The sequence below is a fragment of the Methylophilus sp. 3sh_L genome, assembly GCF_046766015.1.
Taxonomy (GTDB): Bacteria; Pseudomonadota; Gammaproteobacteria; order Burkholderiales; family Methylophilaceae; genus Methylophilus.
In genome coordinates this window covers 105,874-129,978 of the sequence record NZ_JBKOUF010000004.1, presented here as the reverse complement: position 1 = coordinate 129,978, position 24,105 = coordinate 105,874, and the positions used below count along the sequence as shown (strand labels likewise).

General features: G+C 50.3%; 18 protein-coding genes. 4 read left to right on the top strand and 14 right to left on the bottom strand.

Annotated elements, in window-relative coordinates; all coding sequences use genetic code 11:
• Positions 1–55 precede the first annotated feature (55 nt).
• The 6 genes from ACIDF8_RS10080 to typA all read right to left on the bottom strand — a co-directional run bounded on the left by ACIDF8_RS10080 (position 56) and on the right by typA (position 6,181).
• Positions 56–676 carry a response regulator gene (locus tag ACIDF8_RS10080; protein WP_412010553.1) on the bottom strand — a complete coding sequence of 207 codons (621 nt, stop codon included), beginning with the start codon at positions 674–676 and terminating at the stop codon, positions 56–58.
• A gap of 29 nt (positions 677–705) precedes the next feature.
• A complete protein-coding gene (locus tag ACIDF8_RS10075) occupies positions 706–2,007 on the bottom strand; it encodes an ATP-binding protein (RefSeq protein ID WP_412010552.1) in 1,302 nt (433 codons plus the stop codon).
• Positions 2,008–2,133: 126 nt separating this feature from the next.
• Positions 2,134–2,946, bottom strand: a complete 813-nt coding sequence (locus tag ACIDF8_RS10070) for a polyphosphate kinase 2 family protein (protein WP_412010489.1) — start codon at positions 2,944–2,946, stop codon at positions 2,134–2,136.
• 184 nt (positions 2,947–3,130) lie between these two features.
• A complete protein-coding gene (locus tag ACIDF8_RS10065; protein WP_412010488.1) occupies positions 3,131–3,574 on the bottom strand; it encodes a hypothetical protein in 444 nt (147 codons plus the stop codon).
• 39 nt (positions 3,575–3,613) lie between these two features.
• Positions 3,614–4,183 carry a hypothetical protein gene (locus ACIDF8_RS10060; protein WP_412010487.1) on the bottom strand — a complete coding sequence of 190 codons (570 nt, stop codon included), beginning with the start codon at positions 4,181–4,183 and terminating at the stop codon, positions 3,614–3,616.
• A gap of 189 nt (positions 4,184–4,372) precedes the next feature.
• Positions 4,373–6,181 (bottom strand): translational GTPase TypA, encoded by a 1,809-nt coding sequence (gene typA / locus ACIDF8_RS10055; RefSeq protein WP_018985307.1) that lies wholly within the window; start codon positions 6,179–6,181, stop codon positions 4,373–4,375.
• 388 nt (positions 6,182–6,569) lie between these two features.
• On the opposite strand from typA, the gene ACIDF8_RS10050 reads away from it, so the two are divergent.
• Positions 6,570–8,120: a DEAD/DEAH box helicase gene (locus tag ACIDF8_RS10050; RefSeq protein ID WP_412010486.1), complete on the top strand. Its 1,551-nt coding sequence runs from the start codon at positions 6,570–6,572 to the stop codon at positions 8,118–8,120.
• Between the two features lie 9 nt (positions 8,121–8,129).
• Positions 8,130–9,569 (top strand): DEAD/DEAH box helicase, encoded by a 1,440-nt coding sequence (locus ACIDF8_RS10045; protein WP_412010485.1) that lies wholly within the window; start codon positions 8,130–8,132, stop codon positions 9,567–9,569.
• Between the two features lie 122 nt (positions 9,570–9,691).
• On the opposite strand, the gene ACIDF8_RS10040 is transcribed toward ACIDF8_RS10045, so the two are convergent.
• The 7 genes from ACIDF8_RS10040 to dnaE form a co-directional block, all read right to left on the bottom strand.
• Entirely contained in the window at positions 9,692–10,120 is a 429-nt protein-coding gene (locus tag ACIDF8_RS10040; RefSeq protein WP_412010484.1) for a group II truncated hemoglobin, read from the bottom strand.
• Between the two features lie 5 nt (positions 10,121–10,125).
• Positions 10,126–11,322, bottom strand: a complete 1,197-nt coding sequence (gene purT, locus ACIDF8_RS10035; protein WP_412010483.1) for a formate-dependent phosphoribosylglycinamide formyltransferase — start codon at positions 11,320–11,322, stop codon at positions 10,126–10,128.
• A gap of 156 nt (positions 11,323–11,478) precedes the next feature.
• Positions 11,479–12,897, bottom strand: a complete 1,419-nt coding sequence (locus tag ACIDF8_RS10030) for a sigma-54-dependent transcriptional regulator (RefSeq protein WP_412010482.1) — start codon at positions 12,895–12,897, stop codon at positions 11,479–11,481.
• Between the two features lie 16 nt (positions 12,898–12,913).
• Positions 12,914–15,274, bottom strand: a complete 2,361-nt coding sequence (locus ACIDF8_RS10025) for a TonB-dependent receptor (RefSeq protein WP_412010481.1) — start codon at positions 15,272–15,274, stop codon at positions 12,914–12,916.
• Positions 15,275–15,498: 224 nt separating this feature from the next.
• Positions 15,499–16,962, bottom strand: coding sequence for a tRNA lysidine(34) synthetase TilS (gene tilS / locus ACIDF8_RS10020; protein ID WP_412010480.1), 1,464 nt, complete (start codon positions 16,960–16,962; stop codon positions 15,499–15,501).
• Positions 16,952–17,947, bottom strand: coding sequence for an acetyl-CoA carboxylase carboxyltransferase subunit alpha (locus ACIDF8_RS10015; RefSeq protein WP_412010479.1), 996 nt, complete (start codon positions 17,945–17,947; stop codon positions 16,952–16,954). The genes tilS and ACIDF8_RS10015 overlap by 11 nt, the downstream gene beginning before the upstream one ends.
• A 33-nt stretch (positions 17,948–17,980) precedes the next feature.
• The gene (gene dnaE / locus ACIDF8_RS10010; protein WP_412010478.1) at positions 17,981–21,460 is read right to left on the bottom strand and encodes a DNA polymerase III subunit alpha; all 3,480 of its coding nucleotides are present in this window, start codon (positions 21,458–21,460) and stop codon (positions 17,981–17,983) included.
• A 186-nt stretch (positions 21,461–21,646) separates the two neighbouring features.
• On the opposite strand from dnaE, the gene tpx (ACIDF8_RS10005) reads away from it, so the two are divergent.
• Both tpx (ACIDF8_RS10005) and tpx (ACIDF8_RS10000) read left to right on the top strand, forming a co-directional pair.
• The gene (tpx, locus tag ACIDF8_RS10005) at positions 21,647–22,153 is read left to right on the top strand and encodes a thiol peroxidase (RefSeq protein WP_412010477.1); all 507 of its coding nucleotides are present in this window, start codon (positions 21,647–21,649) and stop codon (positions 22,151–22,153) included.
• Positions 22,154–22,241: 88 nt separating this feature from the next.
• Positions 22,242–22,745, top strand: coding sequence for a thiol peroxidase (gene tpx, locus ACIDF8_RS10000; RefSeq protein ID WP_412010476.1), 504 nt, complete (start codon positions 22,242–22,244; stop codon positions 22,743–22,745).
• Between the two features lie 94 nt (positions 22,746–22,839).
• Here tpx (ACIDF8_RS10000) and fabF read toward each other — a convergent pair whose 3' ends face one another.
• Positions 22,840–24,072, bottom strand: a complete 1,233-nt coding sequence (gene fabF, locus ACIDF8_RS09995; protein ID WP_412010475.1) for a beta-ketoacyl-ACP synthase II — start codon at positions 24,070–24,072, stop codon at positions 22,840–22,842.
• Positions 24,073–24,105 lie beyond the last annotated feature (33 nt).

Here is a 24,105-nt window from a genome sequence, read left to right as displayed (position 1 = left end):
CTTATTTCTAAGAATGACTTTTTAGTAAATATGCACGCTGGCGTTAATTAGGCACCTAGGGCTCCAACAGGCCGCAGCGCATGGCAATCAGCGCAATCTCGGCAGAGTTTTGTGCATTGAGTTTTTGCTTGATGTTGTACAAATGGGTGCCCACCGTCCGCGGGCTCAAAAACAGGGTTTCAGCAATCTCGTTGGTTGATTTACCGCGCGCCAGCGACATAAACACTTCAAATTCCCGTTCGCTGAGCACATCAACAGGATTCTGCTCACCCGATAATTGCTGGATGGCCATTTGCTGTGCCACACTGGCCTCGATGTATTTTTTACCCATGGCTACGCTGCGGATGGCTTTAATCAACTCTTCAGCCGCACTGCGCTTGGTGACATACCCCATCGCGCCAGCATTGAGCACGCGCTTGGGATGCACAGAATCTTCATGTGCAGACAGCACCAGAATACGCGCGTGATTATCTTTGGCTAGAATCCGTTCTATTGCCTCCATCCCGCCAATGCCCGGCATGGTGATATCCATGACGACCACTTGCGGATGATGCTCTTGGTAGGCCTTAATGGCTGCCTCGCCGCTTTCAGCTTCAGCAATCACCTTGATATCCTGGTCGGATTCCAGCAGCATTTTGAATCCCATCCTGACCACGGCATGGTCATCCACCAGCATTACACTAATCACACTTGTCTCCCCTTTAATTATGCTGATTGTATAGGCAACCGAACTTCCAAGGTGGTTCCACGGCCGGCATCCGGCTGCGAAACCACTTTAAATTGCCCATGCAATGCCTGTACACGTTCGCGCATGCCCAGTAAACCAAAATGCCTGGTCTGATCCACGCTATCAATATGCATCCCCACACCATCATCGCAAACCATCAGGCGCAGGCCCTGGTCATCTACCAGTAAATGTACATTGATACACTGCGCGTGTGCATGCTTAATGGCGTTATTCACCGCCTCTTGCACAATGCGGTATAGATTGATGTTCACATTCTCGCCCATAGGCAAAAACTCGCCGGCCACATGCAATTGAATGTTTAACTCCGGATGCTGTGCCTGGTAACCAGACACCATATCGCGCAAGGTTTCAACCAGGCCCATATTATCCATGGCGGCCGGGCGTAACTGGCGGATGATATTGTGCATGCCATCATAAATATGGTTGGCAGCTGCCACGATGGTTTGCGCATTCGCGGAGATATCTGGCGCAGTCGCCTTGGTTTTATTGACAATCGCCACGGCAAAGGTCTTGATGGCTGTCACATATTGGCCGAGCTCATCGTGCAGCTCGCGCGCCAGGCTGCGCCGTTCGTCTTCAATATGCTGTTGAATCAGTTGCGTCAGCTGGCGGTTTTGCTCCAATTGGCGCTCGGCATCCAGCGAGACCGCCATCTGGTTAAGACTTTGGCCAATGCGGTCAAATTCAGGCACAGAAAAGCGCGCCAGCCGCGTCGTCAAATCGCCCTGCTCTATGCGGTTAATCGCATGCAAAATATGGCTGACCGGCCGCAAAGCGTGGCTCAACAGGCCATATACGAGCAAGTTGAGCAGCACAAAAAAGCCAACGCCCATAATCATCAACTGGCGAAACCCGGACCATGCCTCCCGAATCGATCCTTCTGCGCTGGAATGGATAATCAGCACCCCATAACGCACTCGGCGAGTCACGGTTTCTACTTTAGGCGCCACCAGACGCACAAACCATTGTGGCGGGACGACCTCAGATTTAAAAGTCGACTCGGGGGAAAGATACAAAGGATTATTGGCGTAATCATAGAGCTCAATGCGGCTGCTACGCACATAGCCCAAAGAGCGCAAAAAATCCTGTAGCACATAATGCGTAGGCCCCAGGCTGGGATTCATGGCAGAACTGACAATCACCGTATCCAGCAATTGCACCGTTACGCGCGTAGCCGCCTCCACCCGCTCACGAATACTGTCTTTGGTATCGCGCACCAGCACCACGCCTGCCGCAACCAAAAAAGCCAGCGACAGCATGGTGACTAAAAGATTTAACCTGAAACGTAAACTCATGGGGAAGATGATAATCGCAATTGGCGTATTAGACTGTAACTACCACGCATTCTCACAGCGTAAAATCATTAAATTCTGCAGGGCCAGCGCTTAGTCTTTAATTTTTAACGCATCCCACGCTTTGGGTTTAGACGGATAAGCCAGCGGCAATGCGTTTAAAGTCTCCAGCAACAAGCGCGAAATCAGCAAGTTGCGGTTGGTTTTTGAGTTGGCCGGAATCACATACCACGGCGCATATTCAGTAGAGGTGGCTTGCAAGGCAGACTCATATGCTTGCATATAGTCATCCCAAAGCGCGCGCTCCTCAAGATCTTTAGGGTTAAATTTCCAATGCTTGGTCGGCTCATCCAGGCGCTCTTGCAAGCGTTCTTTTTGCTCATCTTTTGAGATATGCAAAAAACACTTAATCAGCGTGGTGCCGGTCTCGGTCAACATGCGTTCAAAATCATTAATTTGCTGGTAACGGCGCTGGCATTCCGCCTCATCAATCCAACCATGCACTTTAACAATCAATACATCTTCATAATGGCTACGGTTAAAAATCACCAATTCACCTTTGGCCGGCACCTGCGCATGCACCCGCCACAAATAATCATGCGCCAACTCTTCAGCACTAGGTGCCTTAAAACTCGCCAGCCGGATACCTAATGGGTCGCAAGCACTAAACACATGCTTGACTGTGCCATCTTTGCCACTGGTATCCATGCCCTGCAACAGCAGAATCACCTTGTGTTTAGCCTCAGCATGCAAAATATCCTGCCGCGCATTAATCGCCTCCGTCAGTTTTGCCAACTCGGCCAAATCCTGCGCTTTATCTTCACTGCGCGCGGAGCGGTCATCGGGAGAATATTGCTTGAGGGAGAATTTTTTAGGGTTAACGCGGTATTTTTCCAGCTTTTCCATAAGGCCTGCCAAGATGACAAAATCACAAGCAGTTTATCTCAAGCTGAGCGGGTTGCAATAGGCGAGGCTATTTAGAACCAGAATGCATAGGCGCCGAATTTGCTCACTCTACTCGACTGTCATTTGCAATTTAACTTGAAACCTATGAAACTACAGAAAAATTGGAAACAATAATTACTAGGTATTATCTTGAAAGATTAGAAACGAGAGACCGTAATTGCACACGTTGGGATGCAGTCATCTTTTTGCATGCGCCATTTTCTGCCGCAACTTTTCCATCTTTAATTGACTCTTGTGTAAGCTTCTCAATATCTAACGTTGTGTCATCTATCAGGCCTGAGTGGTTTTTTTCATCCTGCATAATAAACTGAATTTTTCGTATAGCTACACTTGCAGAAATATCGTCCACAACATCACATTTAAATCCTGTTGTAATTAAGGATATGGTTTGTTTATATTGTTCCCAGCTTTCCTTAATCATAGCTTTCGCATCTTGAACAGCCTGCTCTCTCCTTTCTTCATCAATGTCAAAGCCTGTTGACGATTTATCATTTCCAGCATTTGTGGTTAGTGAAGATAAGCAAAAAATAAGAAAAATTACGCTCGCTTTATTAAATAATTTGTTCATGATTTGAATGCTTGATAAGACTATTAATGAACCCAATATTCAAGGTTCGATTGACCGCAGAGTTTGGGATGATGAGCACGAACTATTGGGAGTTTGTTTGAATGCTGCGATTGCCTGTCCGACAGCAGCAAGAGCTCCGATAACCGCAATTATCAATGCGATAGAAGCACGTCGATTCGCCTTGGCGGCCTCTCGGCTTGAAGACCGTGCTATGTCATTGGAATCTCGGGCAAGCGAATTCGCCTCAAGACTTGCCGCGATTGCAGCAGTCGAACGGTCTTCAGACTTTGAGATAAGCCACTCATCGGCGAAATTTCGCAATGCGCCTTTACAATAATCGCCACTTTCGGAAGCGACCTTTACAGTAGGAACACCAAGCGTCTCGAATAATTTAAAATACTCCTGCTTGATTGATTCAGTAGCGGTGGCTTCATCTGCGGCATTGACTGTCACAAAGCCGCCATCGATTTGACTCTTGAGATGTCTACGGAGATTGAGCCAGTGAAGAATATCAAGATCATTTTCGCCGGGACGCAAAACAACACCGGGAACTTGCGCCGAATAGTCGGTCTGCTGCATATTTCTGACAATTATGCGGATAGTTTTCATATTACCCTCATCGTTAACTAGCACCCCAAAGGCAAAGCTTCATGACCAACGTGCTGAAGAAACCTTATACACAACTGATTTAAAGCTATTTTTTAAACCGTTGCAAGCGCACTTTTGAATGCTTCATCAGCCAGCATTCTTGCAATAAAAAACGCCAGCTTTCGCTGGCATTTTTTATTGTCAAATGACTTAGTCTTTAGAAGCACGTTTACGCTCGTGCTCTAATAGGTAGCGCTTACGCAGGCGGATGGTTTTTGGTGTGATTTCAACCAATTCGTCATCGTCGATAAACTCTACTGCAGACTCCAGTGTCAGTTTGATTGGTGGGGTCAGGCGTACTGCTTCATCGGTGCCAGACGCACGCACGTTAGTGAGTTTTTTACCTTTGATCGGGTTAACGACCAGGTCGTTATCACGGCTGTGGATACCAATAATCATACCTTCGTAGAGTTTGTCGCCTGGGCTGACAAACATGCGGCCACGGTCTTCCAGATTCCACAATGCGTAGGCGACGGCGTCGCCGTTTTCTTGAGAAATGAGCACACCGTTGCGGCGGCCTGGCATGTCTGCTTTCACTGGTGCGTAGTCGTCAAAAATGTGTGCCATCAAACCGGTACCACGTGTCAGGCTCAAGAACTCGCCCTGGAAGCCGATCAGGCCACGGGCTGGGATACGGTATTCCACACGGGTACGGCCATTGCCGTCAGACTCCATGTTGGTCATTTCGCCACGGCGGCGACCCAGTTCTTCCATGACGGCGCCTTGGTGTTCATCTTCAACGTCGACGGTGAGGATTTCATAAGGCTCACATCTTTCACCATTGACTTCACGGTACACCACGCGCGGCTTACCCACAGCGATTTCAAAGCCTTCACGGCGCATGTTTTCCAGCAAAATTGTCAGGTGCAACTCACCACGGCCAGATACACGGAACACGTCAGTGTCCTCTGTATCTTCTACTCGCAACGCGACGTTGGTGAGCAATTCTTTAGTTAAACGGTCACGGATCTGGCGTGAAGTCACAAACTTGCCTTCTGTACCAGCAATCGGTGAGGTGTTGACCATAAAGTCCATGGTCAGGGTGGGCTCGTCTACGCCCAGGTGTGGCAAGCCGACTGGTTTGTCACGGTCAGCAATCGTGAAGCCAATGCCTATCTCTTCGATACCGGAAATAATCACGATATCGCCGGCTTCAGCGCCTTCGACTGGTACGCGCTCAAGACCCTGAAAGCCTAATACCTGATTGATACGGCCTTGTGCCACTTGTTCGTTTTCGCGCATCACGGCAACGACCTGGCCTGGTTTGATACGGCCATTTTTAACACGGCCTACGCCCAGACGGCCAGTGTAAGTAGAGTAATCCAATGCGGAGATTTGCAATTGCAGCGGTGCATCGCTGTCACCTTCTGGTGGTTGCACGTGGCTTAAAATGGTTTCAAACAGCGGACGCATGGTGTCGCTGGGCTTGTTCATATCCAATGTGGCAAAGCCGTTCAGTGCTGAGGCATACACGACAGGGAAATCCAGTTGCTCGTCGGTAGCACCCAAATTAGCAAACAGATCAAAGGTCTGGTTAATCACCCAATCAGTACGGGAGCCAGGACGGTCAACCTTGTTAATCACAACGATGGGACGCAGGCCCAGAGCCAACGCTTTCTTGGTCACAAAGCGGGTTTGCGGCATCGGGCCTTCAACAGCATCCACCAGCAACACAACACCATCCACCATACCCAACACGCGCTCTACTTCGCCACCGAAGTCAGCGTGCCCGGGGGTATCCACGATATTGATGTGGGTGCCTTCATAGTTTACGGCAGTGTTTTTGGCTAAAATCGTAATGCCGCGCTCTTTTTCCAGGTCATTACTATCCATCACACGTTCAGTGACTTGCTGGTGTGAAGCAAAGGTGCCGGCCTGTTGCAAGAGTTTGTCGACCATGGTGGTTTTACCGTGGTCAACGTGGGCGATAATTGCGATATTTCTTAAGTTGCGTGCCATGTGAACTGCCATCTGTTTGGAAAGGGCGCGATTTTATCACAAATCAACTAAATAATTGACTTTTAAAATAAATTGGATATACTGCGAGCAACTTTAAAGCGCAGCAGGTACTTGACCCGCTATCTTACGTTTTAAATTCATTGCCCTGACCTGTCGATAACTCGCGAAATTTTGAGGTTATCATCTTTAGATGAAGTCTTGATGACACATCTTCTTTTATCGGTTAGTGGCCATGCCCAAGCGCCGGTAAAAGCAATTCATTTCTAATCATGTAATGTTGCTTTGGCTTTGTTAATCTTTCCGCACATCAATTCGTGCTGGTCAAACTGACAAGCTTTGCTTTTGCTTTACTAGCGCCCTTTTTAATTGTTGATGAAAGGGACATTCCTTGTCTTTTGCAGATTTAAATCTCGACCCCTCCATTTTGCGCGCATTGACCGACGCAGGCTATGAAAACCCAACTCCGATTCAGGCACAATCTATTCCTGAAGCATTGCAAGGTCGTGACATCATGGCTTCTGCACAAACCGGCACCGGCAAGACCGCTGCTTTTACCCTACCCGCTTTAAACCTGCTGGCGACGCAGCATCCGGTTCGCGGCCGTGGTCCACGTATTTTGGTACTGACACCAACGCGTGAACTGGCAGCGCAAGTGAACGAAGCCGCACGTAAATACGGTAAATTTTTGCGTGCGCGTTGTATCAGCATCGTCGGTGGCATGCCTTACCCATTACAAAACAAGTTGCTGTCACAACCATTGGATATTTTGGTAGCGACCCCAGGCCGTTTTATTGACCACCTTGAGCGTGGCCGCATTGACCTGAGCCGCTTGCAGATGCTTGTGCTGGATGAAGCTGACCGCATGCTGGACATGGGCTTTATGCCAGACGTCGAGCGCATTTGTGAAGCCTTGCCTGCAGATCGCCAAACCCTACTGTTCTCTGCAACCCTGGATGGCATTATGGATATCGGCAAACGTTTCTTGCGTGATCCGCTGACCATTCAAGTCGCAGGCCAGAAAGAAAGACATGCCAATATTGAGCAGCGTCTGCACTTTGTCGACGACATGAACCACAAAAACAAACTACTGGAGCACTTGCTGATTGCCCCAGATGTCAATCAAACCATTATTTTCACCAGCACTAAGCGTCACGCTGATTTGCTGGCTGAAGACCTCTACGCTGCTGGCCACCGTACCGCAGCCTTGCATGGCGACATGACACAAGGCGCACGTAACCGCACGCTGACTAAATTGCGCCATGGCGATGTAAAAGTGCTGGTCGCGACTGACGTTGCAGCCCGTGGTATCGACGTACAAGGCATTTCTCACGTGATCAACTACGACCTGCCTAAATTTGCTGAAGACTATGTACACCGTATCGGCCGTACTGGTCGTGCCAATAACACTGGCGTTGCGATTTCGTTTGCTTCAAGTGCTGACCGCCATTTGTTGCGCAAAATTGAGCAATACACCGGCCAGAAATTACAGGCTGAAGTAATTGCCGGTTTTGAGCCAAAACGCGCAGTCCGCATGGATGACGGCGAAGGCCGCCGCGGCAAACGTCCAGGCCAAGGCAAACCACAGGGCAAAGGTGGCTTCCGCCGCGATGATCGCTCAGGTCAACCAAAATCATTTGGTGAACGCGTTGCACGTGAAGGTAACCGCGATGCGCAAAACAATAAACCACGTGCGCCACGCAGCCCTGAAGCCGGACAAAACAAAGAAGTGAACGGTAACAGCAAGCACTACAACAAGGATACCGACTTCCAGTTTGCCCGCGCTTTGGCTGACGAATTTGGCCAACGCCGCCCTCGTTCAAACAATAGCCAGGAACGCTTTGGCAACCCTAACGCCAGCCGTGGCAATCAAAAACCGCGTCCGGCAGGGAAATCCTTTGGTGACAATGGCGGTGCCAAACGTCCCCGTTCATTTGCCTAAGACTCACCTATGACTGAGCAAACCATTGTAGATTTTCGTGCGCTCGGCCTGGCCGAGCCGCTGCTCAAAGCGATTGAGGATTCTGGCTATACTACGCCGACGCCGATTCAGGCGCAGGCGATTCCACTTGCTTTGCAGCACATGGATTTGATGGCCGGGGCGCAAACCGGGACGGGTAAAACGGCCGCGTTTTCGTTACCGATTTTGCATACCTTGCTGCCATTGGCCAGCACCAGCACCTCGCCCGCCAAGCACCCGATCCGGGCTTTGGTACTGGCACCGACGCGTGAGCTGGCGATTCAGGTCTATGACAATATCAAAACCTATGCCAAGCACACGGCGTTGCGTAGCACCGTGGTGTATGGCGGTGTAGACATCAAAACGCAAACGCCTATCCTCAAGACTGGCGTTGAAATTCTGGTAGCGACCCCAGGGCGGCTGCTCGATCATGTTGAGCAAAAAACCTTGTCGTTAAACCAGGTGCAGTTTTTGGTGCTGGACGAAGCTGACCGCATGCTGGATATGGGCTTTATGCCTGACTTGAAGCGCATTCTGGCCTTGCTGCCTAAGCAGCGGCAAAACCTGATGTTCTCGGCGACGTTTTCAGATGAAATAAAAAAACTGGCGGACGCTTTTTTAAACAATCCGACGCTGATTGAAGTGGCCCGCAGTAACGCCACCAATGACAATGTTGAGCAAAAAGCCTACCTGGTGAACACTGACCAGAAACAACGCTTTATAGTCCAACTGCTCAAGCAATATCCTAATCAGCAAGTGATTATTTTCACTAAAACCAAACTTTCTGCCAGCAAGCTTGCCCGAGCACTCGAGCGTGACCAGGTGCCTTGCAGTGCGATTCATGGTGACAAGTCTCAAAAAGAACGGATCGAAGCACTTGACGCGTTTAAGGCTGGCAGCATACATGCCTTGGTCGCGACCGATGTTGCTGCCCGCGGGTTGGATATCAGCGATTTGCCATTAGTGATTAACTATGAAATCTCTACGGCGCCAGAAGATTACGTGCACCGTATTGGCCGCACCGGCCGTGCCGGCGCTAAAGGCATAGCCATTTCGCTCATTGATGAGGATGAAACCAAGTATTTTGACGAGATTGAAAAACTCATCAAAAAACAGATTTCTAAAGAAAAAGCGAATGTCAGCAGCGCTACACGTGGCCGTAGTTCAAAACCATCTAGCAGCGCAGATGCTTGGTTCCAGCAACCATATGAACCGTCATCCACAGCGGCAACGCCTAAACCAGCAGTCACCAAAGCCACAGCAAATGTAAAACGCAAAGTGGTGGCGGCGTTGCTAGGCGGATTTGGCTTTAAAGCAACCCCGCAGAGCCGTGCCCAGGCCAAGCGCGGAAATGGTCGCACCAAACAGAAACAGGATCTACCGCAAGCACCTGCTGACAATGTGGCAGAAACTGCGACGGTCGAGTCTTAACTATGCATATCAGGTACGCAGCCAAGAGCGCTTAGCATTTGGTAATCGCCATGAAAAAGCCCCGGTTTCCCGGGGCTTTTTCATTTTCTACCTAGCGTTTCATATGCTCAGAATGTAGGCAACTAGCCCTCACGATTACGCATAAAATCTGCCACACCATACAATTGGTTGGCAATGTGCTTCATCAGTGACTCTTCAAACTGTAAGGTATGCATGGCTTTAATCATGCAATACATCCATTGATCGCGCTCAGACTCACCGATCGAGAATGGCAAATGGCGGGCACGCAATCTGGGATGGCCATAGCGCTCGATGTACAACTGGGGTCCACCGGTCCAGCCGCTTAAAAACATAAACAGCTTTTCCCGTGCCTCAGTCAGGTCGGGTTGATGAATAGCACGTAGTCCAGCCGCTTTCGGATCACTATCCATGATGTCGTAAAAAGTTTCTACCAGCTGCCGTATGGTTTCAGTGCCCTTCTCAGCGCCGCCCAGCCAATCAAACAATGACTGTTTAGCGGCATTTGGCTCTTGTATTTCGGTGATTGCCATCGCGCTTACCCTGCGACTTTAGGCGTCACCAGTGCTGCAGCCTCTTTGGCACGCGTGCGCGCAAGTTCAGTATTGTCGGCAGTAGCCAGGGCGACCCCCATGCGGCGGCGCACAAAAGATTCCGGCTTACCAAACAGGCGAATCTCACTGTTAGGCACAGACATGGCGGCTTCGAGGCCGTGATACGCAAGTGTTTTGCTATCTGCACCGCCATAAATCACGGCGCTTGCCCCCGTCTCACGTTGAGCCACATCCACCGGCAGGCCTAAAATGGCACGCGCATGCAACTCAAACTCGTTCAGGCGCTGCGTACACATGGTCACCATGCCGGTGTCGTGCGGCCTTGGGCTGACTTCGGAGAACCAGACCTGCTCGCCTTTGACAAACAGCTCAACCCCAAACAAGCCCTGCCCACCTAAAGCATCGGTGACTTTTTTGGCAATCTCCTGTGCATTTTTCAAGGCTTGCGCATCCATTGCTTGCGGCTGCCAGCTTTCAACGTAATCGCCTTGCTTTTGCACATGGCCAATCGGGGCACAAAAATGTGTTTCTATTTGCCCGGCCGCATTTTTGGCACGCACGGTTAACAAGGTAATTTCATAGTCAAAATCAATTTGGCCTTCGACAATGACCACGCCCTGATTGACACGTCCCGCACTCGCCGCATACTCCCAAGCCGTTTTGACTTCTGAGGCTTGCGTAATGCGGGATTGGCCTTTACCAGACGAAGACATGGTCGGCTTAATAAAACAGGGATAGCCGATGCCCGCATCAATCGCCGCCTGAAGTTCAGCCTCTGAACGCGCAAAAGCGTACGGGGAAGTCGGCAACCCCAGTTCTTCAGCGGCTAGCCGGCGAATGCCCTCACGGTTCATGGTCAATTGTACGGCTTTGACCGTAGGAACAACCGTCACCCCTGTCGCTTCAATCTCAGCCAGTGCCTGCGTATTCAACGCTTCGATTTCCGGGACAATATAATGGGGTTTGACCTGACTTACCAACGCTTTGAGGGCATCGGCGTCCGTCATGTCTATGGCATAGGCATGATGTGCGACCTGGTGACCCGGTGCATGCTCATAACGGTCTACCGCAATGACTTCGACCCCCAAACGCTGCAAGGCAATAATCACCTCTTTACCAAGCTCACCACTTCCCAACAACATGACTTTGGTCGCATTTGCGCTTAACGGGGTACCAATCATTTTTAGCTCCACTGTAAAAACGTAATGATACCATGCGCGATTTATGTGCAAGTGGCTGCGCGCTTGATTTACATCAGGCGCCAGTACTGCGTCCGGCATAAAAAAGCGCCCCGCAGTGACGGGGCGCTTTATGAGTATTGCCTGAAAGGCAAGGGATTACACAGAGATGCCATGTTTATCCATCCGGTAGCGCATAGTCATTCTCGTAATACCTAACAGCCTGGCGGCTTTGGAAACATTATTACGGGACTGTTCCAAGGCATTTAATAGCATGGCTTTTTCTGCATCATCCAGCGTCACTTGGCTTTCACCTTGCAACACACTCGCCACCTGGTTGATGCCCACTTGTGGCAGGCCCAAATCATGCTCGGAGATCATAGACTGACTGCACATCAACACAGCACGGCTGATTTGATGGCGTAACTCACGCACATTACCTGGCCAATGATAACTTTGTATCGCCATCAATGCTGCCGCACTAAACTCATGATGCGGCAAGGCATAACGCTTTTCAGTCAGCTGCCGGAAATAATTGGCCAGTAATAAGACATCCGCCCCACGGTCACGCAAGGGCGGCATTTTCATGGTGATGACATTCAAGCGGTAATACAGGTCAGAGCGAAAGCGGCCTTCATTCGACATCTGGTATAAATCGCGATTGGTCGCCGCAATCACACGTGCAAGCACTGGCCGCTCTTTGGTAGAGCCCAGCCTACGCACCACTCTGCGCTCCAAAACATTCAGTAATTTGGCTTGCAAGCCTAAAGGCAACTCGCCAATCTCATCCAGGAATAAAGTCCCGTCTTCAGCGGACTCAATCAAACCTGGCCGTGAGGCCACCGCATTTGTGAAGGCCCCTTTTTCGTGGCCGAATAATTCGCTTTCTATCAACTCCGCCGGCAATGAGGCGCAATCCACATGCACAAACGGTTTTTCATGGTTGGCACAACTGGCGTGTAAAAAACGGGCGACAACGTCTTTACCCGTCCCGGTTTCGCCTGTGATCAGCACCGTCGGCTGCACGGCATCACTCAGTGCACTGAGCTGGGCAATCCGCGTAATCTGCTGCCGTACACTTTGCATAGGCGTGCTTTCGCCTATCAGTTGGACAGAGTCGTTGACAATCGCATCCCGCTGGCGCGAGTAATCGAGGCTGGTTTGCAATTCAGTCGTTTTCTCATTTTTTTGGATAATGAGCAACAACTCTTCGAGATCAATCGGTTTTTTTAAGTAATCGATCGCCCCCAGCTTAATGGCATTGACTGCATCACTCACGTCACCGAACGCAGTCATGACAATCGTATTGATATTTCTGGCAATAAACTCTGATAACAAATCGAGACCGTTACCATCCGGCAGGCGCATATCGAGCAGCGCCATATCCGGTTCAAACTGCTTCACCAGCAGCCTGGCATCGTTTAAAGATTCTGCGTGCTCGCACTCAAACCCCGCTTTTTGCAGGCGCTTAACCACCGCGCGCGCAAAAAGCGCCTCATCCTCGACCAGCAAGATTTTTTTCTTGAGGGGAGGCATTAAGCCGGATTTATCCACTGATGATGAAAATTGTGAAAGCACGCATCTTCCTCTTTACTTAGTCTTTGTCATAAGACGCGACTGACTTCTTGGCACCGAACTCGTAGCGTGCGCCAATCCAGCCAGCTCTAGGTGCACCTGGCGCATAAAACGTATCGTTACTAGAATTACCGCTAAACTGGCCAGTGGCTGGGTCAATCGGATTCTGCCCCAGCATGCCCAAGCTGTAATACTCACGGTCAAACAGGTTGTTTACACGCGCGAAGATGTTCCAGCCATTCTCGAAGCGATAATTTGTGAACAAATTCACAACCGTGTATCCACGCACCTTACCGCCAGAGCTTGTGTCCTGGTTGTTTTCGTTGCCACGTGAATACTGGCTGGAAAAAGCCACAATATTGCTGCCTACATTCCAGGCAGAAGTCACGTCATAACCCAAACCAAGCTTGAGCTGGTGCTTAGGGATACCAGCCATGTAATCGCCCTTATTTACCTGAATGAAGCTGTTGCCTGAAGCTGGATCTACTGTCGCACTGGTATTCACCTCATTGGCAATCTGGAAAGAGGACTCATAGGTCGCCTGAACAAAGCTATAACCTAAATTCCATGTAAATGCCTCTAGACGCCCGGCCAAGCTAGCATCAATGCCCTGACGCTTAGTTTTACTGATATTAGAGAAAAAGCCAGCACCATTATTGAGCGCAGTCGCAGACGTCAAGAACTGGATATCGTTGGTGTTGATCGTGTGATAGGCACCCAAACTCCAGGTGATGGTCGGTGTCAGGAAGCCACGCAGACCTGCATCATAGGTTTTGCTCACCACTTGCTTCAACGGTGGGTCCCCGGCCATTGCGTTAGGCAACTTACAAGGATTGTTTTCATCCGCACAGCCCAACTCAATAGAGGTTGGTGCCCGGCTGCTTTCGCTATAAGACGCATACGCCGTCAATTGATTGTTGGGCGTAAAGTTCACGCCCAAAGATGGGTTCAGACGGTTAAAAGTGTGTGTGCCTGTCAGAGAGCCAGAACCACTGGGGGTGATCTTGTCATCATTATCAATTTTGGTCGTGTTGTAACGGGCAGAGGCCGTCACATGCCAGTAAGGATTCAGAGACAAGGTGTCAGTTGCAAAGACACTCCAGGTACGGTTAACACCGCTTAAATTCACCTGATCAGTGAGAGCATTAAACAGACCATTGCCATCCACGCCACGATCGCTGTTTAACAAGCCAAATTCAGTATTTTGCGAGAACTTGGTCTTACCCCGGTTGTAACCTAAGCCGCTGATAAACTGGTTTTTCAAGCCCAGCAAATCTTGCGAAAAGGTTAACTGCGACGTAAAGCCATAACTCTTCTGCGTTAATCTGCTGCGGTTAATCGCACCTGAGCAATTCTCGTCAGCATCTGGACCATTACAGTCAGCATTATTGTCATCTAACCCACCTGCAGCTAACTCAAAACCATCATTCAAATCACCATTGAAAGTTTTAGTCCGCACATCACGATAGTAAACATTGCCACTTAACTGAATGTCGTCAGCAAAGTAATGGCTCAAGTTAAGGTTGACAAAAGCCATGTTGTTTTTGGTCTGGTCAGGCACGGTGAAATTGCTCTTGTAGCCCAAGGAATCAATCAAACTACCTGCTTGCAAGCCATTGCCACGCATTTTGTTGTCTGCGAGCGACAAGCTGACATTTACTGAGGTTTTTTCGTTCTGCCAACCGGCCTTGGTAAACAACTGTTTTACACGTGAGGCTGAAAAACTACGCCAGCCATCTTCTTCAAAACTGTTACCGGAGATAAAGAAGTCTTTGGAACCGTCTTCGGACACGCCACCATATTCGGCATTTAATACATGACGGCCCCAGGATCCGGTATAGGCTTCCACCGCACCGCCCTGATTGGTACGACCACTCTTGGTTTGTACTGAAATCGCCCCGCCCAACGTGTTCAACCCAAACAATGGGTTAGAGCCTGGAATCAGAGTCATCTGATTAATGGCATTCATCGGGATCAAGTCCCAGTTCACCACATCCCCAAAGGCCTCGTTGACTCGCACGCCATCCACATAAACAGACAAGCCTTGCGGTGTGCCCAGTAGTGGAGAAGCCGTAAAGCCGTGGTAATTGACATCAGGCTGGTATGGGTTGTTTTGTGTTTCATTCACGTTCACACCCAACATGTTCTGATTCATGTAGTCGCCCAAGGTCAGGCTTTTTTGCTTAACGAGGTCCTTTTGTTTTACTTGTTGCACACCAGCTGGCACATGCTCTAATGGCACACCAATCCCATTCAGTGGCGTCGTGCTAATCACTTCTACCTTTTCTAATTGCACGTCTTCAGCCTGCACAGTAATGGCTTGTGCAGCGTAAGCAGAAAGAATAGCCATCAGTAATGGTTTGACTGCTTGTTTATTCATAGTGAATGATCCTTTTCCCGAGAATACTTAAATGAATGTTTTTAGCTTAAAACACCCATTACAATGAGCAAAAATCATTCCTTGATTTTATAAAAATAAAACCCCTTTAAAATCATAAAGATAAAATTATTAATGGTTGTAATAAACCAGATTCTATCTTAAGAATGGTTTATTACAACCAATTTTAACAACCGAACATGGCTATATACAACCAACAGAAAAGATTAGGAATGAGGAACGAGACTGATTTCCAAGCCGTAGGCATTACGGCCAGGCTGCCAGGCGGCATCAATGGCAAGGCCAGCTAGCGAAACCAGCGTTTCAGAACTACCAGGATGAGAGGTGATCACTTGGACCAAGGGATAAAAAGCGCGCTGCCAGGGAGGGATGCCCAGCATTTGAAAAATGACCTTCAGTTCGCGTCGCGGACGCTTGGCATCCGGCTGCAAACTCTCGCCCCCCGCCCGCGGCATTAACTTAAGGATGGTCCCTTCTGCCAGGGGCAAGACTTGACCATACCGCCGATGCAGGGTGATTGCTGCCGGGCTGACCCCTAGCCGCGCCAATGCAATCCCACGTGCTTTGACGACTTTAAAATGCACTTGCCAATCTCCCCACTGCTGCGAGGCTTGCCCTTGCCAGATCAACGGGGTCTGCGGCAAAGCACTGGGTTTAACAACGCAATACAGGCGTTGCTGATAGTGGTGCAAATAGGCCGGTTGCTGCGAAGCTTGGCCTTGTAATGGCAAATGCAGGTAACGGTTAGGCTTGACTGATGCAAGCTGTTGCCAATACTCCTGCAGCTGGTCCTGGTTGGGCATACGCAAGTGCAGCAACTGGAACCAGTGCCGTAACAGGTTCCTGGCTCTGACATCGCCAAGTGCATAAAGCCTGGACATGGCAACTGATTGCCCCAGCCATTCGTCACGTAAATCGCACTGCGCCAGATCTTGGAATGCCAGGGTATCCAGCAGGCTTTGGGCTTCTGCCATGTGCCCCGCCGTGCGCAATAAAGACTGGTCCAGTTGTGGGTAACGGTCACGCAGCACAGGCATCACGGCATGGCGCATAAAATTGCGGTCATAGGTACTGTCAGTATTGCTTTCGTCGTCCACCCACTCCAATTGATGCGCCGTCGCAAACGCCATCAGGTCGGCTTTGGAGACAGTCAACAGGGGTCGATACAAGTGTCGCACGGCATCCCATGCCCCCATGGCACTCAAGCCTTTTACCCCTGCGCCACGTACCAGTTGTAGCAGCAAGGTTTCTGACTGGTCTTGCATATGATGCGCGGTGATGATCGCCGCCGCATCCAATGACTTTCGTACTTGCTCAAGCGCCTGATAGCGGGCGTCGCGTGCGGTAGCTTCTATGCCTTGTCCGCTGTGCAGATCCAGACGAACTTTTTCACTATAAAAATCCACATTGAGGGCGTGACATTGCTGCTCGCATAGCCTTAGCCAATCATCCGCGTTGGGGCTGAGACCATGATGTACATGCATGGCTGATAGCGTAAACGGCAACCGTTGGCGAAGTTGTGCCAGGGCGGATAGCAAAACCATAGAGTCCACACCGCCACTCAGTGCAAGTAGCAAATGTGGTTGAGTGGAATCTGCGCGGGACATCCCAGCCAGAAAACCGGACAGCTGGTTTTCTAGCCAGGGAACAAGGGAGAAATTATTTTTCACTGGCCGCTTTAAACTTACCGTAACTCATCAGGCGCTGGTAACGTGTTTCCAGCAATTGCGGTATTTTTTTCGCTTGTAATGCTTTCAACTGCTGGGCAATCGCTTGTGAAACCTTCTCCATCACATCTTCGTAATGGCGGTGTGCGCCACCCAGCGGCTCGCTGATAATCGTGTCGATCAAGCCTAGAGATTTCAGTCTATCCGCGGTGATACCCAGGGTTTCGGCCGCTTCAGGCGCCTTACTGGCACTCTTCCATAAAATAGAGGCGCAGCCTTCGGGCGAAATCACTGAATAAGTGGAGTACTGCAACATGTTCAAATGGTCGACCACGCCCAAGGCCAGCGCACCGCCTGAACCGCCCTCGCCGATCACCACGCCAATAATGGGCGTTTTCAGTTCGGCCATGACATACAAATTGCGTGCAATCGCTTCTGACTGGCCGCGCTCCTCTGCCCCAATGCCTGGATAGGCGCCTGGCGTATCAATAAAAGTGATGATAGGCATCTTGAATTTTTCAGCCAAGCGGAACAGGCGCAAAGCCTTACGGTAGCCTTCAGGACGCGGCATACCGAAATTGCGGTATTGGCGCTCTTTGATATCGCGGCCTTTTTGATGGCCCATGACCATCACCGGAATGCCTTTAAAGCGGGCAATGCCACCCACGATTGCAGGATCATCGGCATAGGCACGATCCCCATGCAACTCCTGGAAATCGGTAAACAAGGCGTTGATATAGTCTGCGGTGTAGGGGCGCTGCGGATGGCGAGCTACCTGCGAAATCTGCCAGGCAGTCAAGCTTTGAAAGGTGTCCTGCAATAACTTGGTATTTTTCTTTTGCAACAAATCCAGTTCTTTGGAAATATCCAAAGAATCATGCTCATCATGCGAGACTTGCAGCGCTTCGATACGCTTTTCCAGCTCGGCAATCGGTTGTTCAAAATCAAGATAGGTCAGTTTACTAGGCGTTAAACGTTTTACACTCATTGGAATTCCAATATGAATTCTTTAGAAAAAAGTTCAGGCATTATAAAGGATTTTGACGTTTTCTTTAGACAACCAGCCCTGTAAATTGTGTAGCAGGTCGTCATGCAGCACCACTTGCCAGTCATCGCCCAGCATCAGGCTTACTTGAGCAGACTGGTTATGGTAGTCCACCTTGATCGGACAACGCTTCTGCTCCTCACCGGCATAGCGATAAGGCGTCAGCACGGTCATCAGGCGCTGCACATCAGAGGTGCCGTTACAGCTCAGCGTCAACATTTGTGCAAAACGGTTACGCACTGATGCAAGATCATATAACTTGCGGGCACTGACACGTATCCCGCCAGAGAATTCGTCATTACTGATGCGCCCCTCCACCACCAGCAGTTGGTCGTCTTTGATCCACTGCGCATGCTGATTTAACAGTTCGGCACCGACGACCACATCCACACGACCAACGGCATCATCCAGCGTCACAATCGCCATCTTGCCGCGTTGCGTCATCCTGACGCGGACCCCCATCACCACTCCGGCCAGCAGCTTTGGCTGCTCTTGCGGTGCAAGCTCGCTCAGGTTGCCTTTGATAAACGGTCCCAGCTGCGCTTTATAGCTTAAATAGGGATGCCCGCTCAGGTAAAAACCCAGCGCAGTTTTTTCTTCCTGCAAAGCCTGTTCTGGGCTCCAGGCAGCAATATCCGGTAAGGCATGCTGGGCTTCAATGACGCCGCCAAACAAGCAATCTTGCCCGGCGTGTGCAGCGCCCTGTTCGGCAACGCTAATTGCGGTATCCAGCCCTGCCAGCAAAGCGGCGCGATTCGGCTCCAGCTTGTCAAACGCACCCGCACGAATCAAGGATTCAATGACACGGCGATTCACCTTGCGTAAATCCAAGCGCTGACAGAAATCGAATAAATCCGTGAAGGGGCCGTGCGACTGGCGCGAAGCCAAGATGAGTTCAATGGCCGCCAAGCCTGTGCCTTTAATCGCGCCCAAGCCATACAGCACCTGTTGCGCATTCAGGGGCTTGAACTGGTAGATGCTGGCGTTGATATCGGGTGGCAGCACTTCAATATGGTTGGCACCGCAGTCATCAAAGAATGTGTGCACGTTATCAGTGTTATTCATGTCGGCAGACATGGTCGCGGCCAGAAAAGCCGCAGGGTAATGCGCCTTGAGGTAAGCCGTATGGTAGGCAACCAACGCGTAAGCAGCCGCGTGCGATTTGTTAAAACCGTAGCCGGCAAACTTTTCCAGCAAGTCAAACAGGTCATTTGACTGCTGTAAGGTCAGGCCATTTTTCAGCGCACCCTCATTGAAGATTTCGCGCTGTTTGACCATCTCCTCAGGTTTTTTCTTACCCATGGCGCGCCGTAACAAGTCGGCGCCGCCTAAGCTATACCCGGCAACCACCTGCGCGATCTGCATCACCTGTTCCTGGTACACCGCAATACCATAAGTCTCTTTGAGGATAGACTCGGTTGAAGCATGAGGATATTCCACACGCTGCGTCCCGTGTTTACGGCGGCAGAAGTCTGGAATCAAGTCCATCGGGCCTGGACGGTACAAAGCAACCAGCGCAATAATATCCTCAAACAAGTCAGGCTTCGCTTGCTTGAGCATGTCCTTCATGCCGCGCGATTCCAACTGGAAGACGGCCGTGGTATTGGCGGTTTTCAGCAGGTGGTAGCTACGCTTGTCATCGAGCGGGATCGTCTCGAAACTCAACGGCGGCAACTCTTCTTGCGCGCGCTGCGCATTGGCGTTTTCAAGCGCCATATTCAAGATGGTCAGCGTACGTAGGCCCAAAAAGTCGAACTTAACCAGGCCAACAGCTTCTACATCGTCCTTATCGTACTGGCTCACCAGACTCTCGCCATTGGGCTGACAATAGACGGGAGAGTAGTCTGAAATCTTGCCCGGCGCAATCAACACGCCCCCAGCGTGCATCCCAATGTTACGCACCAGGCCTTCCAGCCGCAGTGCCAAAGACAGTAATTCTGCGACCTCTTCTTCTTTTTCACGCCGCTCTTGCAGTTGCGGCTCTTTTTCCAGCGCGGACTCGAGCGTGATGCCAAGTTCCATCGGGATCAGTTTGGCGATGCCATCGACAAAATTAAACGGTAAATCCAACACGCGGCCAACGTCGCGGATTACCGCTTTGGCCGCCATGGTCCCGAAGGTGGCGATCTGTGACACCGATGCCAAGCCATATTTATGCTTGACGTAATCGATGACGCGATCCCGTCCTTCCATACAGAAGTCAATATCGAAGTCGGGCATGGATACCCGCTCAGGGTTGAGAAAACGCTCAAACAGCAAGTTGTATTTGAGCGGGTCGAGGTCGGTAATCCCTAAACTGTAAGCCACCAGAGAACCCGCACCGGAACCCCGGCCAGGCCCTACAGGCACACCGTTGTTTTTAGCCCAGTTAATAAAGTCGGCAACGATGAGGAAGTACCCAGGAAAGCCCATTTGTACGATGATGTTGCACTCAAACTGCAAGCGCTCTTCGTACTCTGCGCGCTTGGCTTCACGCTGTTGCTCGTTTGGGTATAAATAAGCCAGGCGTTGTTCAAGCCCGGCCTTGGACTGATCAACCAGATATTGATCCAAGCTCTCACCATTGGGTGTCGGAAAATCTGGCAGGTAATTTTTACCCAAGGTCAGCGTCAGGTTGCAACGCTTGGCAATCTCCACCGAGTTTTGCAAGGCGATGGGCATATCGGCAAACAAAGCCTGCATTTCTGCCTGGGTTTTCACATATTGGGCCGCAACAAAACGCTTAGGTCTGCGGGTATCAGCCAGCACATAACCTTCGGCGATACAGGTACGCGCCTCGTGCGCCATAAAATCATCGGGCGTCTGGAATTGAATCGGATGCGTGGCCACTACCGGCAAATCAAGCTGCTGTGCAATGGCGATGGTTTGCCTGATCAATTGCTCCTGGGCATACGCTTCAGGATTGCCTGGTTCATGAATGCGCTGGACTTCCAGATAATAGCGGCCTTCAAATACGCGCGCCCATTGCGCGGCGGCTTGCATCGCTTGAGACTGGTTGCCCGCCTGCAAGGCTAGCCCAATATCTCCGGCCGCAAAACCTGATAGCAGTAATAACCCGGCATTTTTTTGCTGTAACCATTCAGGCTTGATTTCGGCCCGTTCGCGGTACTGGTTTTCCAGGTAGGCCCGGCTCAATAACTCGCAAAGATTGCGATAGCCCTGTTGTGTTTGCACCAGTAGCAGCATGCGGTGAGGCTGATCCCGTTGTGTCGGATTCTCTATCCAAACATCACAGCCCAGAATGGGTTTAAGCCCCTTGCCACGGGCGGCTTTGTAAAACTTGATCGCGCCAAATAAGTTAGCCAGATCGGTCAGCGCAATCGCTGGCATGGCATCGTTTTTTGCTGCTTTGACGTAATCATCAATGCGCACAGTACCATCCACAATGGAATACTCACTGTGGCATCGCAAATGAATAAATGCAGGTTGAAGAGAGGGTGTTTCAGGCGCTTCCATCGCTTTATTTTAACCGCCAACCGGCTTTTTTGTACCCACACCAACGACAAATAATGGCATTGACAGTCTCAAAAAAGCCCTGCAAAGCACGTACAAAATGGATTGTTGATAGTTGTAAAAAATTGAAACGCAGCGGGATTATGCTCTATGATGGCAAGCGTTTTTTTGTCATAAGCGATAGACCCGATGCCGAATGCAACTGCCCTGCTCGATGACCCGATACTGGTGGAGGATGAACTGCCTGCGGTGGGGCAATCCTTGCCTTACTTTCAGCTCGTCAACCGCGAGCTTGAGGACGTTGCACTGGAGGCCTTTGCAGGCCAGCGCAAGATCCTGCACTTCTTCCCTGGCATAGATACGCCGACCAGTGCTAACAGTGTACGCATTCTTGAACAGATGGCGTTAGATTTGACTAACACGGTAATCTTGCATATTTCGCCCGACCTGCCTTTCACCATGGCAAGATTTTGTTCAGTGGAAAACCTGCCGCAATGCATGACCTTATCCACCCTGCGTGGCCGCGACATGCTCAAAAATTACGGTGTGCTCATGATGACCAGCAAACTGGCTGGCTTGCCTGCACGCGCTATCATGGTGGCAGATGAACAAGACCGTGTCCTTCATGTGGAATTGGTCAAAGATCTGGTGCAGGAACCGGACTATGAAGCCGTGCTTGCGGTACTGTCCACCTGATTCCCTTACTTTTTATGTGGTTGATTGCGTTGGGCTGACACGTTAAAGTACTCATTTAAGTTTTATTCATCACATTTTGGAGAGCACTATGTCTAGCGTTACGCTTAAAGGAAATCCGGTCGCAGTGGGTGGTAAGTTTTTAACCAAAGGCGACAAGGCTCCTGATTTTCAACTGGCAGATGCCAAACGTAACCTGCTTGGGTTGGATGCGTTTGCAGGCAAGCGTAAAGTCTTGAACATTTTCCCTAGCATTGACACACCTACCTGCGCCACTTCTGTGCGCACCTTCAACAAGGAAGCCAGTAGCGTAAGCAACACCGTGGTGTTGTGCGTATCTGCAGACCTGCCTTTCGCACAAAGCCGTTTTTGCGGTGCAGAAGGTTTGGAAAATGTAGTTACCCTATCTACATTCCGTGACACTGCCAAATTTGCGAATGATTATGGTGTTTTCATCACGGATAGCAGCCTGGCCGGTTTAACTGCACGCGCAGTAGTCGTGCTGGATGAGAACAATCAGGTATTGCATAGCGAATTGGTAGGCGAAATTGCCGACGAGCCAAACTATGCTGCAGCGCTGGCTGTTCTTAAATAAGCAGGCAAGCAAGTTTACAGCAATAAAAAAGCCAGCTAACGCTGGCTTTTTTATTGCTTAACTACCTTTATTTATTCAAATACGTTTAATTTATTTAAACGCGCTTGAACAATAAGCTGCCATTTGTGCCACCAAAACCAAAGTTGTTTTTGAGGGCATATTCAATCTGCAAATCGCGAGCAGTGTTGGCACAGTAATCCAAATCGCAATCGGGATCTGCATTCAACAAGTTGATCGTCGGTGGTGATACCTGATGGTAAATCGATAACACCGTAAAGACTGACTCCAACCCGCCTGCACCACCTAGCAAATGGCCGGTCATCGACTTGGTCGAGTTAACAACCAGTTTATAGGCATGATCTCCAAATGTCGCCTTGATGGCGTTGGTTTCATTGGTATCGCCCAACGGCGTCGAAGTTCCATGTGCATTCATGAACTGGACCTGATCGGGATTTACGCCCGCATTTTTCAGGGCATTCACCATAGAACGGCGTGGACCATCCATATTAGGCGCGGTCATGTGATAGGCATCGGCACTTAAGCCGTAACCAGCCACCTCAGCATAAATCTTGGCACCACGGGCTTTAGCATGCTCATACTCTTCAAGCACCAGCACCCCGGCCCCTTCACCAATCACAAAACCATCACGCTCTTTATCCCAGGGACGGCTGGCCGTCGCTGGATCATCATTGCGTGTAGACAAGGCGCGCGCAGAGGCAAAGCCACCGACACTGAGTTCGGTAATGGCTGCTTCCGCACCACCGGCGACCATCACATCGGCATCGCCGTACTCAATCATTCGTGTGGCTTCACCGATACTGTGGGTGCCTGTGGTACAGGCAGTCACCACCGCAATATTGGGGCCCTTGAGACCCAACATGATGGATAAGTTACCCGAGATCATGTTGATGATCGTGCCAGGGATAAAGAATGGCGAGATCTTGCGTGGGCCACCTTCATCATAACTGTCATTGGTGGACTCAATCAAGCCTAAACCACCAATCCCAGAACCAATGGTGACGCCAATGCGCTCTGCATTGGCTTCAGTCACCTCGAGGCCGGAATCACGGAAAGCCTCCAAGCCAGCAGCCAGGCCGTACTGGATAAAAGTATCCATGCGACGTGCATCCTTGGCAGGGATAAACTCTTCAGCGTTGAATCCTTTAACCTCACCCGCAATTTGCGATGCAAATGGGGTAGGATCGAATTTAGTGATACGGGTAATGCCTGATTGACCAGCGACCAGATTGTTCCAAGCGGTTTGGGTACCAATCCCTACTGGAGACACCACGCCCAAGCCAGTTACTACTACTCTGCGTTTCGTCATAATAGAAAATCAGCCCTCTTGCGAGGGCTGATT

Bases quoted from the DNA above. Each gene is read 5' to 3' on its own strand.
- ACIDF8_RS10045 (WP_412010485.1), top strand. From the start codon at position 8,130: ATGACTGAGCAAACCATTGTAGATTTTCGTGCGCTCGGCCTGGCCGAG.
- fabF (WP_412010475.1), bottom strand. From the start codon at position 24,072: ATGACGAAACGCAGAGTAGTAGTAACTGGCTTGGGCGTGGTGTCTCCA.
- dnaE (WP_412010478.1), bottom strand. From the start codon at position 21,460: ATGGAAGCGCCTGAAACACCCTCTCTTCAACCTGCATTTATTCATTTG.
- ACIDF8_RS10070 (WP_412010489.1), bottom strand. From the start codon at position 2,946: ATGGAAAAGCTGGAAAAATACCGCGTTAACCCTAAAAAATTCTCCCTC.
- tpx (WP_412010477.1), top strand. From the start codon at position 21,647: ATGCCGAATGCAACTGCCCTGCTCGATGACCCGATACTGGTGGAGGAT.
- purT (WP_412010483.1), bottom strand. From the start codon at position 11,322: ATGATTGGTACCCCGTTAAGCGCAAATGCGACCAAAGTCATGTTGTTG.
- typA (WP_018985307.1), bottom strand. From the start codon at position 6,181: ATGGCACGCAACTTAAGAAATATCGCAATTATCGCCCACGTTGACCAC.
- tpx (WP_412010476.1), top strand. From the start codon at position 22,242: ATGTCTAGCGTTACGCTTAAAGGAAATCCGGTCGCAGTGGGTGGTAAG.
- ACIDF8_RS10040 (WP_412010484.1), bottom strand. From the start codon at position 10,120: ATGGCAATCACCGAAATACAAGAGCCAAATGCCGCTAAACAGTCATTG.
- ACIDF8_RS10060 (WP_412010487.1), bottom strand. From the start codon at position 4,183: ATGAAAACTATCCGCATAATTGTCAGAAATATGCAGCAGACCGACTAT.
- ACIDF8_RS10015 (WP_412010479.1), bottom strand. From the start codon at position 17,947: ATGAGTGTAAAACGTTTAACGCCTAGTAAACTGACCTATCTTGATTTT.
- ACIDF8_RS10075 (WP_412010552.1), bottom strand. From the start codon at position 2,007: ATGCTGTCGCTGGCTTTTTTGGTTGCGGCAGGCGTGGTGCTGGTGCGC.
- ACIDF8_RS10080 (WP_412010553.1), bottom strand. From the start codon at position 676: ATGCTGGTGGATGACCATGCCGTGGTCAGGATGGGATTCAAAATGCTG.
- ACIDF8_RS10025 (WP_412010481.1), bottom strand. From the start codon at position 15,274: ATGAATAAACAAGCAGTCAAACCATTACTGATGGCTATTCTTTCTGCT.
- ACIDF8_RS10065 (WP_412010488.1), bottom strand. From the start codon at position 3,574: ATGAACAAATTATTTAATAAAGCGAGCGTAATTTTTCTTATTTTTTGC.